Raw genomic sequence first — 11,462 nt, 5'->3', positions numbered from 1 at the left:
ACCCCCGGCTTCGTGCGTTCCACCCGGAGGCCGCGGCCTACGTGTCGCAGCTCGATAAGGTGGAGGCCCTGCGCGCCGACAACAGCTTCGCCGACCGGCTGCGCGGCCTGCACGTGTACGGCGGCAAGGTTGTCCGTCCGGACGGCGTCGTCAAGTTCGGAATGACTTCGGGTAGCTGATCCAGGTGTCTCTTCCTCCCCTTGCTGTTCGTGACGACGTGATCGCCGTGGCGCAAAGGGACCTGACGAACCTGAGCACGCGTCGGTGTATCAACTGTTGGATGCGGCATCGGACCAGTTCCGTGCCGCATCCCAACAGCAGTTCACCCCGGCGAGTCGACGGTGCGGTTGAAGGTGAGCAGTTCACCCCGGCGAGTCGACGGTGCGGTTGAAGGTGAATGGTGGGCGGTCCGTCTGGACCAGTTGCCAGTCACAGGGGTGACGTCTGTGACCGATGACGCGGGAAACTCTGTGGACTACACCCGAAATGGGATGTGGTTGACCGTCGGATGTGATTCTTCACGTTCCTCACTGTCACATACTCGCATGGCGGAGAAGTGCCGCCGCGTGTGAAGAATGCGGTCGCCGAAATGTGATCCGCGCTCTTGTGACGCCGGAGGAAGTGATGGCCGGAGCCCGGTCGCTGACCGACTCCGCAGGTCCGATCTCGCAGACCACTGCATGGTCGTCCGAGCGCCGAACTCGGGTTGCAGATGTCCGAGTCGGACCTGAAGTTGGCGGCATCGTTTCGCTGGCAGGAGGCAAGTCATTGTCCAGGCACCGTAGGGAATACCCGCCGTCTTCGACGTAGAACACCTGCCGTCAACGGAACCGGCGCCGACGACTACGGCAACGATGTCGAGTCCTGGGCGAACCGGACCCGCGGAAGTTCGTGACGTTCATCGACCCACAAAGCGATGAACTAGATTCCCGGGCACATCCGGGACTCCGTTGACGTGGGAATCATCGTCCTCCCGATTTCGGTCCGGTGTCACCACGTGACAGGGAAGTCATCGACGGAACTGTCTATGACGTTGTCGGCCAACCCAAGGACTACACCAGGATTCCGTCTCTCACGGGCGGCGGTTGCTACGTCGTAACTCTGAAGGTGGTGAAGTCGTCGTGAGAATCGAGTGGAATCAGAAGGCGTTCAAGGACGTCCGATACGGTCGGACGTCCGACATCATCAGCGAGCTCGAGGGTCATGCTGAGCGCATTGCTGACGATGCGAGCGCTATGGGCGAGGCAGTACGCGGTGGGTTCACGGGCAGGCATGGCACGTCCCAGGGCCGTTGGCGTGCCTCTGTCGTCACCGCCGACTACAAGGCGCAACGCGACAATGCCCGCAACAACACGATCCTCAGGGCTCTCGATAACTGATGTCGACACCCACGCTGGCGGCGCTCTCCATCTGCCGAGCGGCGCTGCTGGAGTGAAGTTCTCCACGACCGTCTCAGAAGACCTGCCCGATTCGGGAGGTTTCTCGTATCGGCGGCCCACGGGATCGCTCACTGGATCGCGCTCGCATCCTTGTCGAACTGTACGGCTCAACCCAAGGCAGCCGGACACGGCGTGGACTGAGCAATCGATCGGAACCATCGCGGACGGATTCCAGGCTGCATCCTCGGGCGGCCCATGGGCAGGCCTGTGGGTAACCGACTGGGTCATGAACAGCCTGGCCGACTATCCAACCCGGACTATGAAAAGCATTCCGGTTCCAGTTCACGGACACTCTTCGTGCTCCGAACCTAAAGTCTCCTAACTGAATAACCTTTCGCGGCTCCTGGTCACCTCGCCTGAAAGGGCAAAACAATGGCAGTCGAACACTCTTACGTGGCGCAGTCGCTCGACGGCGGCGTCTACTGGCGGCACCTCTGGTACCACGCTTCCACCGCTCCGGTCGAGTCGCCGGAAGACCTGAACGCCGCGTTCGAGGACCACGGAACCGCGGCGGTCGACGGCCTGTCGGTCGGCATCACCCGCACCTCGAACACCGTCAAGGACTTCGACGGTGGCGACTACGTCGATGTGCAGACCGAGTACGGCACCAGCTTCAAGATCAAGCTGCTCGACGTCGACCTGCCGTCGGTGAAGCGGACCGTCGCAGGTGACGACAACGTCACCCTCATCCCGCTGCCGGCGGCAAGGGGCAGCGCTACCACGTCCGCCACAACTCGTCGCAGCTTCCGCTGTCGCCCACGTGTTCGCCACGAAGTGCGGCAAGAAGTTCAAGACGTACGTCGTGGAGAAGGGCCGCGTCTCGGAGATCGCGGAGTGGAAGGACGAGTCGCAGGACGCGTCGGCGTGGAGTTGACGATCCGAGCGTTCCGCAACTCCAACGGCGACTACGTCGACGAGTTCGGCGACGTGGACGGCATCGCCGCCACTTCGGTAGCTGACCCGTCTTGCCGGGGAGGTATCTAGCTCCCGGGCACACAATCTCGGCCTGGCGAAGGGTGTCATGTTGTCCTGACCAGGAGCCGCGTCCTTTGCCAGGCCGGGCTGCTCCTGGTTGAAGTTCTATCCCAATGTTGAAAGGTTCCTGGTCAAACCATGTCTGTTCCCGAAGGCTACGCAGTAGCCCCTCGTCCGACGATCACCTGTTGAAGTTCGCCGTCCCATCCCCGGCGCGATCCGGTACTGGTGTCGATGCCGCCGCGCAAGTGGATGGACCCCGCCGAGATCAAGAAGTACCAGGACTGGATCACCCCGTTCGGGAAGCGGATGTGAAGATCGCCGAATGGCGAACAGCCTCAACAGCGCGGAGAAGACGCTGCCGCGCCGGTCGACGCAGAGGAAACCTGAAGGGTTTCGAGGAGAAGGAAGTCACCCTCCGGTGGCTCAAGCCGTACGTGTCGGCTGCGAGTACAAGCTCCTGATGACGAAGATCCTGAGGGCACCATCCAGTGGATCAAGAAGCAGCTCGAAGATCCTGACATCACAGTGGGGAATCTTCGGCCTCCGCCGACTCCTAGACGAGCACGGGGAGGCCATCGAGTACGACCTGATTTCCCGCGGCCTCAGGTTGCGGGATCTCGGGAAGCCCTGGTTTTCATGGACTGACCTGCGGGCTATTGTCCGCAGGGCTCGCACAGACCACGCAATGGAGCTGTTCCGGGCATGGAATCCTGACACTTGCTGTGGTCTGATCCGTCTGTGATGCTCTTGTCGGAGGTGGCGACGATCGTTTCCGACCTCCGATACATGCAGGCGTTGACCACGTTTAACGAAGTGCCTGAGATCTACTTCCCGGCCCGGTATGGGCCGCCTCGGGATGACGCTGCCGAAGCTACGAGGGCGAAGGTCCCAGCGAGGCTGAGAAGGCTCGGGCGGTCGCGGCGTCGATGCGCTAGATATCACCGGACTTCACTAGTTCGCCGCCGAACTGTCCCGCAATCTGGCCTGCCATGACCGCGTTCTGGTCGAGGCTGATCAGCCAGGTTGGTCCCGTTACGTAGTAGTGGCGATCGCCAGTGATGTCTCCCGTGATGTCAGAGTGCTTTACCGATGCAGCGATTCCCTTCGAGGCGAGGTCTTCTGAGAACCACACACTCAGTCGAGCTTCGGCCGTTGGGGTTAGTGGGCACGATCCGTGCTCAGCCTTCGGCCCGAGGTTGCGTCAGTAACCAGGCATGGGAAGCCGGCTGAAGTTAGTCCGGCCGCGAGTTGACTCACTGACGTGTACGCACCTGCGACTGCAGGGGCAGGTGCGGAGGCCGACGATGTCGCAGGAGCCTTACCGGCCTCGGGCTTCGGTCGCTGCACCCAGAGGCGGCGAGGGCGAATGCGATTACTGGGATGGCAATGCATGCACGTTTCATCTCGACAGGATAAGCCGTCAGTGCGACGACCCGAGATAGAATGGAGCGACCCCGGAGGTGCTACCAACACCAGCCGGGCCTAACCCACTCGCTTGAAGCACCAAGGAGGGGCTGCCGTGAAGGCTACCCGAACCCGACGTCCATGTCCGACATGTGGATCACCATCGACCGAGGTCCCGGACAGCATGCGTACTGCTCCGACGAATGTCGCCCCATCTGCGAGCACCCCACATGCGACCGCCCTACGCGGGGCATGCAGACGGTGTGCGACTCGCACCGGGTTCAGCTTGATCGCCACGGCGAACTCCGGCCGGACACGTGGTCGAAGGAATGGGTGTGCGTCGTTTGCGGGGCAGGTGTCCCGAAGGGGTCGGGGCGCCGTAAGCACTGCTCGAGGGGCTGTCAGCAAACCGACTCTCGATACAACGGGCGTCGCCCAACGACGGCGAAATGTCGGCTATGCGGGCAGGACTTCTCCCTACAGCGGCGCACCGGGGCGAGGCTTCAGCGCACCGACACTCAGTGGTGCCGCACCTGCGGTAGAGAATCCCCGAAGCGCGCCGATATCTGAAGTACGGAATCACCCCGGAGGAGTACGCGGCCGCGATGAATCGGGGCTGCGACATCTGCGGCGAGCGCGTGGGGGCGCTACATATCGACCATGACCACAGCTGCTGCCCTCCACGGAGTAAGCAGTGGCGAACCTGCGGGCAGTGCGTCCGCGGATTCCTCTGCGGATCGTGCAACCGCGGATTGGGCCTACTGAAGGATGACCCGAACGTGCTGCGAAGCGCGATCGAGTACCTCGGTCGAAAGGCCTAGAAACAGCGCATACATACGGACTCAACGAACACCCCTAAGGCCATGAGCCTCTGGGGTGTTCGTCATTTCTGGCGGCAAGCAAAGGGGGTGGCAGCGTGGCCACGGAGCTAGGTGTTGCCTACATTTCCATCGTTCCAGAGACGAGCCGTATCGCTCCTGGCATCCGTAACGCGCTCAATGGTGCTGAACGCGGCGCTGGTGACACTGGGCGTCGCATGGGTCACACGATGTCCACCGCCCTCGGCACGGCGCTGGGGATTGGCGTGTCGAAGGCGGCGGGCGCAGCATCGAAGGTGCTGCAGGATGCCCTGTCGGCAGGCTACAACCGGATCACCACCCTGGAGAAGGCGGACATCCAGTTCCGCAATATGGGGCTGTCGGCCGGTGACACGAAGCGTCAGCTTGCCGATCTGAATGACATCGTCACCGGCACCTCGACTTCGCTGGCTGATGCAGCGGCGGCAGCAGCGATGCTGGGCGGTGCTGGCGTGGCGGCGGGCGACGACATGAACAACGCTGTGAAGGCGTTGGTGAACATCTCTGCGGCCTCTGGCGCCTCGGCGCAGGACATCGGCCTCGTGATGATGCAGATCAAGGCGTCGGGCAAGTTGATGGGCTCGGAGGCGTTGCAGCTGGCCCAGCGCGGCGTGCCGATCTATGACCTCATTGCGAAGTCGATCGGCAAGACGACTGCCGAGGTCCGCACCTCGGCGAAGAGGGCAAGATCTCGTTCGACCAGGTCGTCACGGCGATCAACCAGGGCACCGGCAACCTCGCGAAGGAGATGGGCGAGACCCTTCCCGCGAAGCTCGCCAACTTCCGGACCGCGATGGGCCGCCTGTCGGCTGCGGGCATGGAGCCGTTCCTTCTCCGCGCCAAGGGCGGCGTTGTCGGCCTGACCGAAGCAGTAAACGATCTCACCCGAAGATGAAGGATTTCGCGCTCGCCGCGGACGCCAAGATCTTCGACCAGTGGGTGCCGCAGCTCAAGGGTCTGTATGCAACCCTCGAGGGCTCGGGAGCTCTTGATCGAGCGGCCGAAACCTTTACGGCGCTGTGGGATTCACTGATGGAACTCGGTCCTGCAGCGCGTACGATTGGGGCGGCACTCGCGGAAGCGTCTGCGTCGCTCGGCGTCGGCGGCTGGCAGGTGTTCCTGGCGACGGTCCAGACGGCGTCGGGGATTCTGCAAGGACTCGCCCCGGTGCTTCAGACTGTCGGCGATCTCATGGAGGCGCATCCGGGTTACGTCACCGCAGCGCTCGCGGCGTGGTTGGCGTTCCGAACCGTGCCCGCAATCCTGGGGCGCGTCACGACGGCGCTCGGCCCGATGCATACGGGAATCAGTCGTGTCGGAACGGCGTTCGGCGGTGTGCGTCCGGCAATCGGCAACTTCACCGACGCCTATCGGACCTCGCTTGGCTACATCCGGCAGGCGAACCCGCAGCTCTCGACGGCCGGCGCCCATATCCGCGTCCTTGGTGCCAACGCGGGAATGGCCGCTTCCGGCGGACTCAGCGCACTACGTGGGGCGGCCGGTGGACTGTCTGCGGCATTGGGCGGCCCTTTGAATATCGCGCTCATGGCTGGTGCCGCATATCTGATGATGGGCGCGCAGGCTCACGCCGATGCGACGCAGAAGGCGAAGGCTCAGTCGCAGGCGGTGAAGGAGCTTGCGGAGTCCCAGAGGCTGATGGGTGCCGCTTTCCGTGAGTCCCGCGGTGCCATGAACGATGACACCTGGGCCAAGGCTGCGGAACAGGTTGGGGCGTACCAGAAGACGCTGAGCACTGCCGCCGATCAGCACAAGTCGACGTGGGAACAGCTCAAAGAGGTCGGCGGCCTCTTCAAGATGGCATCCGGCTCGAACGAAGTGCTGAATGAGAACGCCGAGCGAGCCATGGCGGCTGAAAAGGCGATCCGCGATCTCGGGATGTCCAACGAAGAAGTCGCCCGCTCTCTGTACGGCTCCGACGGACAGTGGAAGCTGCTTGGTGACCGACTTGCCGCCACTGGCGAGGGCGGCATCATGGCGGCGGGCCAGCTCTCGAAGATCCGTGATGAGTTCATGCGCCAGCGCGAGGCGGCTGGGCGCGTGGCGCCTGGCGTCTCCGAACTCGCGAGGCAATGCGCGTCCTGGGCGACAAGACGTCGACCGCGGCGGAGAAGACACGGGCGCTGAAGTCGGCGCTCGATGCGTTGAACCCCGCCCGCACTGAGGGTGAGGCGATTGCCCGTCACAACGACGTGATGCGTCAGGTTGCTGACTCGACCAAGGAGGCTATCAACCAGTCTGAGGGGTTCGGTGCGGCGCTCCTGAGTCAGAAGCTGGGCATCGACACGGCAACGAAGAATGGTGCTGCGCTCCGGCAATCGCTGGTGGACATTGTGGACGCCACAACTGATGCTGCCGCGTCGGGTGCTAGATTCAGTTGAGCGATCGCGACAATGTCCACAGCGATTGCGGAGCGCAGCACCATTCTTCGTTGCCGTGTCGATGCCCAGCTTCTGACTCAGGAGCGCCGCACCGAACCCTCAGACTGGTTGATAGCCTCCTTGGTCGAGTCAGCAACCTGACGCATCACGTCGTTGTGACGGGCAATCGCCTCACCCTCAGTGCGGGCGGGGTTCAACGCATCGAGCGCCGACTTCAGCGCCCGTGTCTTCTCCGCCGCGGTCGACGTCTTGTCGCCCAGGACGCGCATTGCCTCGCGAGTTCGGAGACGCCAGGCGCCACGCGCCCAGCCGCCTCGCGCTGGCGCATGAACTCATCACGGATCTTCGAGAGCTGGCCCGCCGCCATGATGCCGCCCTCGCCAGTGGCGGCAAGTCGGTCACCAAGCAGCTTCCACTGTCCGTCGGAGCCGTACAGAGAGCGGGCGACTTCTTCGTTGGACATCCCGAGATCGCGGATCGCCTTTTCAGCCGCCATGGCTCGCTCGGCGTTCTCATTCAGCACTTCGTTCGAGCCGGATGCCATCTTGAAGAGGCCGCCGACCTCTTTGAGCTGTTCCCACGTCGACTTGTGCTGATCGGCGGCAGTGCTCAGCGTCTTCTGGTACGCCCCAACCTGTTCCGCAGCCTTGGCCCAGGTGTCATCGTTCATGGCACCGCGGGACTCACGGAAAGCGGCACCATCAGCCTCTGGGACTCCGCAAGCTCCTTCACCGCCTGCGACTGAGCCTTCGCCTTCTGCGTCGCATCGGCGTGAGCCTGCGCGCCCATCATCAGATATGCGGCACCAGCCATGAGCGCGATATTCAAAGGGCCGCCCAATGCCGCAGACAGTCCACCGGCCGCCCCACGTAGTGCGCTGAGTCCGCCGGAAGCGGCCATTCCCGCGTTGGCACCAAGGACGCGGATATGGGCGCCGGCCGTCGAGAGCTGCGGGTTCGCCTGCCGGATGTAGCCAAGCGAGGTCCGATAGGCGTCGGTGAAGTTGCCGATTGCCGGACGCACACCGCCGAACGCCGTTCCGACACGACTGATTCCCGTATGCATCGGGCCGAGCGCCGTCGTGACGCGCCCCAGGATTGCGGGCACGGTTCGGAACGCCAACCACGCCGCGAGCGCTGCGGTGACGTAACCCGGATGCGCCTCCATGAGATCGCCGACAGTCTGAAGCACCGGGGCGAGTCCTTGCAGAATCCCCGACGCCGTCTGGACCGTCGCCAGGAACACCTGCCAGCCGCCGACGCCGAGCGACGCAGACGCTTCCGCGAGTGCCGCCCCAATCGTACGCGCTGCAGGACCGAGTTCCATCAGTGAATCCCACAGCGCCGTAAAGGTTTCGGCCGCTCGATCAAGAGCTCCCGAGCCCTCGAGGGTTGCATACAGACCCTTGAGCTGCGGCACCCACTGGTCGAAGATCTTGGCGTCCGCGGCGAGCGCGAAATCCTTCATCTTCGGGGTGAGATCGTTTACTGCTTCGGTCAGGCCGACAACGCCGCCCTTGGCGCGGAGAAGGAACGGCTCCATGCCCGCAGCCGACAGGCGGCCCATCGCGGTCCGGAAGTTGGCGAGCTTCGCGGGAAGGGTCTCGCCCATCTCCTTCGCGAGGTTGCCGGTGCCCTGGTTGATCGCCGTGACGACCTGGTCGAACGAGATCTTGCCCTCTTCGCCGAGGGTGCGGACCTCGGCAGTCGTCTTGCCGATCGACTTCGCAATGAGGTCATAGATCGGCACGCCGCGCTGGGCCAGCTGCAACGCCTCCGAGCCCATCAACTTGCCCGACGCCTTGATCTGCATCATCACGAGGCCGATGTCCTGCGCCGAGGCGCCAGAGGCCGCAGAGATGTTCACCAACGCCTTCACAGCGTTGTTCATGTCGTCGCCCGCCGCCACGCCAGCACCGCCCAGCATCGCTGCTGCCGCCGCTGCATCAGCCAGCGAAGTCGAGGTGCCGGTGACGATGTCATTCAGATCGGCAAGCTGACGCTTCGTGTCACCGGCCGACAGCCCCATATTGCGGAACTGGATGTCCGCCTTCTCCAGGGTGGTGATCCGGTTGTAGCCTGCCGACAGGGCATCCTGCAGCACCTTCGATGCTGCGCCCGCCGCCTTCGACACGCCAATCCCCAGCGCCGTGCCGAGGGCGGTGGACATCGTGTGACCCATGCGACGCCCAGTGTCACCAGCGCCGCGTTCAGCACCATTGAGCGCGTTACGGATGCCAGGAGCGATACGGCTCGTCTCTGGAACGATGGAAATGTAGGCAACACCTAGCTCCGTGGCCACGCTGCCACCCCCTTTGCTTGCCGCCAGAAATGACGAACACCCCAGAGGCTCATGGCCTTAGGGGTGTTCGTTGAGTCCGTATGTATGCGCTGTTTCTAGGCCTTTCGACCGAGGTACTCGATCGCGCTTCGCAGCACGTTCGGGTCATCCTTCAGTAGGCCCAATCCGCGGTTGCACGATCCGCAGAGGAATCCGCGGACGCACTGCCCGCAGGTTCGCCACTGCTTACTCCGTGGAGGGCAGCAGCTGTGGTCATGGTCGATATGTAGCGCCCCCACGCGCTCGCCGCAGATGTCGCAGCCCCGATTCATCGCGGCCGCGTACTCCTCCGGGGTGATTCCGTACTTCAGATATCGGCGCGCTTCGGGGGATTCTCTACCGCAGGTGCGGCACCACTGAGTGTCGGTGCGCTGAAGCCTCGCCCCGGTGCGCCGCTGTAGGGAGAAGTCCTGCCCGCATAGCCGACATTTCGCCGTCGTTGGGCGACGCCCGTTGTATCGAGAGTCGGTTTGCTGACAGCCCCTCGAGCAGTGCTTACGGCGCCCCGACCCCTTCGGGACACCTGCCCCGCAAACGACGCACACCCATTCCTTCGACCACGTGTCCGGCCGGAGTTCGCCGTGGCGATCAAGCTGAACCCGGTGCGAGTCGCACACCGTCTGCATGCCCCGCGTAGGGCGGTCGCATGTGGGGTGCTCGCAGATGGGGCGACATTCGTCGGAGCAGTACGCATGCTGTCCGGGACCTCGGTCGATGGGTGATCCACATGTCGGACATGGACGTCGGGTTCGGGTAGCCTTCACGGCAGCCCTCCTTGGTGCTTCAAGCGAGTGGGTTAGGCCCCGGCTGGTGTTGGTAGCACCTCCGGGGTCGCTCCATTCTATCTCGGGTCGTCGCACTGACGGCTTATCCTGTCGAGATGAAACGTGCATGCATTGCCATCCCAGTAATCGCATTCGCCCTCGCCGCCTCTGGGTGCAGCGACCGAAGCCCCGAGGCCGGTAAGGCTCCTGCGACATCGTCGGCCTCCGCACCTGCCCCTGCAGTCGCAGGTGCGTACACGTCAGTGAGTCAACTCGCGGCCGGACTAACTTCAGCCGGCTTCCCATGCCTGGTTACTGACGCAACCTCGGGGCCGAAGGCTGAGCACGGATCGTGCCCACTAACCCCAACGGCCGAAGCTCGACTGAGTGTGTGGTTCTCAGAAGACCTCGCCTCGAAGGGAATCGCTGCATCGGTAAAGCACTCTGACATCACGGGAGACATCACTGGCGATCGCCACTACTACGTAACGGGACCAACCTGGCTGATCAGCCTCGACCAGAACGCGGTCATGGCAGGCCAGATTGCGGGACAGTTCGGCGGCGAACTAGTGAAGTCCGGTGATATCTAGCGCATCGACGCCGCGACCGCCCGAGCCTTCTCAGCCTCGCTGGGACCTTCGCCCTCGGTAGCTTCGGCAGCGTCATCCCGAGGCGGCCCATACCGGGCCGGGAAGTAGATCTCAGGCACTTCGTTAAACGTGGTCAACGCCTGCATGTATCGGAGGTCGGAAACGATCGTCGCCACCTCCGACAAGAGCATCACAGACGGATCAGACCACAGCCAAGTGTCAGGATTCCATGCCCGGAACAGCTCCATTGCGTGGTCTGTGCGAGCCCTGCGGACAATAGCCCGCAGGTCAGTCCATGAAAACCAGGGCTTCCCGAGATCCCGCAACCTGAGGCCGCGGGAAATCAGGTCGTACTCGATGGCCTCCCCGTGCTCGTCTAGGAGTCGGCGGAGGCCGAAGATTCCCCCACTGTGATGTCAGGATCTTCGAGCTGCTTCTTGATCCACTGGATGGTGCCCTCAGGGATCTTCGTCATCAGGAGCTTGTACTCGGCAGCCGACACGTACGGCTTGAGCCACCGGAGGGTGACTTCCTTCTCCTCGAAACCCTTCAGGTTTCCTCTGCGTCGACCGGGCGCGGCAGCGTCTTCTCCGCGCTGTTGAGGCTGTTCGCCCATTCGGCGATCTTCACATCCGCTTCCCCGAACGGGGTGATCCAGTCCTGGTACTTCTTGATCTCGGCGGGGTCCATC

General features: G+C 63.4%; 12 protein-coding genes. 7 read left to right on the top strand and 5 right to left on the bottom strand.

The annotated features are described in order from the left end of the window. Positions 1-1,121: 1,121 nt before the first annotated feature. Positions 1,122-1,379, top strand: a complete 258-nt coding sequence (locus BLU62_RS02270) for a hypothetical protein (RefSeq protein ID WP_074848237.1) — start codon at positions 1,122-1,124, stop codon at positions 1,377-1,379. Positions 1,380-1,811: 432 nt separating this feature from the next. Then, entirely contained in the window at positions 1,812-2,423 is a 612-nt protein-coding gene (locus BLU62_RS02265; RefSeq protein WP_139179958.1) for a hypothetical protein, read from the top strand. A 925-nt stretch (positions 2,424-3,348) separates the two neighbouring features. Here BLU62_RS02265 and BLU62_RS02255 read toward each other — a convergent pair. After that, complete coding sequence (locus tag BLU62_RS02255; RefSeq protein WP_074847866.1) at positions 3,349-3,549, bottom strand: hypothetical protein; 201 nt, start codon at positions 3,547-3,549, stop codon at positions 3,349-3,351. A gap of 817 nt (positions 3,550-4,366) precedes the next feature. Between BLU62_RS02255 and BLU62_RS34755 the strand changes: the two genes are divergently transcribed. The 4 genes from BLU62_RS34755 to BLU62_RS02235 all read left to right on the top strand — a co-directional run bounded on the left by BLU62_RS34755 (position 4,367) and on the right by BLU62_RS02235 (position 7,077). Then, a complete protein-coding gene (locus tag BLU62_RS34755) occupies positions 4,367-4,642 on the top strand; it encodes an endonuclease domain-containing protein (RefSeq protein ID WP_099047824.1) in 276 nt (91 codons plus the stop codon). 95 nt (positions 4,643-4,737) lie between these two features. Further along, on the top strand, positions 4,738-5,541 hold the full coding sequence (locus BLU62_RS02245; protein WP_139179957.1) for a tape measure protein: 804 nt from the start codon (positions 4,738-4,740) through the stop codon (positions 5,539-5,541). Positions 5,542-5,569: 28 nt separating this feature from the next. After that, the gene (locus BLU62_RS02240; RefSeq protein ID WP_074848229.1) at positions 5,570-6,823 is read left to right on the top strand and encodes a hypothetical protein; all 1,254 of its coding nucleotides are present in this window, start codon (positions 5,570-5,572) and stop codon (positions 6,821-6,823) included. Next, positions 6,769-7,077, top strand: coding sequence for a hypothetical protein (locus BLU62_RS02235; RefSeq protein ID WP_074848227.1), 309 nt, complete (start codon positions 6,769-6,771; stop codon positions 7,075-7,077). Before BLU62_RS02240 ends, BLU62_RS02235 begins: the two co-directional genes overlap by 55 nt. 214 nt (positions 7,078-7,291) lie before the next feature. Here the strand turns inward: BLU62_RS02235 and BLU62_RS02225 are convergent, their stop codons facing one another. From BLU62_RS02225 to BLU62_RS34750, 3 genes are all read right to left on the bottom strand, one after another. Beyond that, positions 7,292-7,747 (bottom strand): hypothetical protein, encoded by a 456-nt coding sequence (locus BLU62_RS02225; protein ID WP_074848223.1) that lies wholly within the window; start codon positions 7,745-7,747, stop codon positions 7,292-7,294. Continuing rightward, positions 7,744-9,246, bottom strand: a complete 1,503-nt coding sequence (locus tag BLU62_RS02220; protein WP_159441521.1) for a tape measure protein — start codon at positions 9,244-9,246, stop codon at positions 7,744-7,746. The genes BLU62_RS02225 and BLU62_RS02220 overlap by 4 nt, the downstream gene beginning before the upstream one ends. Positions 9,247-9,473: 227 nt before the next feature. Continuing rightward, a complete protein-coding gene (locus BLU62_RS34750) occupies positions 9,474-10,043 on the bottom strand; it encodes an endonuclease domain-containing protein (protein ID WP_099047818.1) in 570 nt (189 codons plus the stop codon). A 527-nt stretch (positions 10,044-10,570) separates the two neighbouring features. On the opposite strand from BLU62_RS34750, the gene BLU62_RS02210 reads away from it, so the two are divergent. Further along, positions 10,571-10,771 carry a hypothetical protein gene (locus BLU62_RS02210; RefSeq protein ID WP_074847866.1) on the top strand — a complete coding sequence of 67 codons (201 nt, stop codon included), beginning with the start codon at positions 10,571-10,573 and terminating at the stop codon, positions 10,769-10,771. 376 nt (positions 10,772-11,147) lie between these two features. Here the strand turns inward: BLU62_RS02210 and BLU62_RS32225 are convergent, their stop codons facing one another. After that, positions 11,148-11,387: a hypothetical protein gene (locus BLU62_RS32225; RefSeq protein ID WP_139179956.1), complete on the bottom strand. Its 240-nt coding sequence runs from the start codon at positions 11,385-11,387 to the stop codon at positions 11,148-11,150. Positions 11,388-11,462 lie beyond the last annotated feature (75 nt).

This window comes from Gordonia westfalica, from assembly GCF_900105725.1.
In the GTDB taxonomy this organism is placed as follows: domain Bacteria; phylum Actinomycetota; class Actinomycetes; order Mycobacteriales; family Mycobacteriaceae; genus Gordonia; species Gordonia westfalica.
This window is presented reverse-complemented; position numbering and strand designations above follow the sequence as displayed.

What these genes read in the sequence shown, in the direction of transcription:
- BLU62_RS02265 (WP_139179958.1), top strand. Translation starts at nt 1,812, where the DNA reads ATGGCAGTCGAACACTCTTACGTGGCGCAGTCGCTCGACGGCGGCGTC.
- BLU62_RS02240 (WP_074848229.1), top strand. Translation starts at nt 5,570, where the DNA reads ATGAAGGATTTCGCGCTCGCCGCGGACGCCAAGATCTTCGACCAGTGG.
- BLU62_RS02235 (WP_074848227.1), top strand. Translation starts at nt 6,769, where the DNA reads ATGCGCGTCCTGGGCGACAAGACGTCGACCGCGGCGGAGAAGACACGG.
- BLU62_RS02225 (WP_074848223.1), bottom strand. Translation starts at nt 7,747, where the DNA reads ATGAACGATGACACCTGGGCCAAGGCTGCGGAACAGGTTGGGGCGTAC.
- BLU62_RS02220 (WP_159441521.1), bottom strand. Translation starts at nt 9,246, where the DNA reads ATGTCCACCGCCCTCGGCACGGCGCTGGGGATTGGCGTGTCGAAGGCG.
- BLU62_RS34750 (WP_099047818.1), bottom strand. Translation starts at nt 10,043, where the DNA reads ATGCAGACGGTGTGCGACTCGCACCGGGTTCAGCTTGATCGCCACGGC.
- BLU62_RS32225 (WP_139179956.1), bottom strand. Translation starts at nt 11,387, where the DNA reads ATGGGCGAACAGCCTCAACAGCGCGGAGAAGACGCTGCCGCGCCCGGT.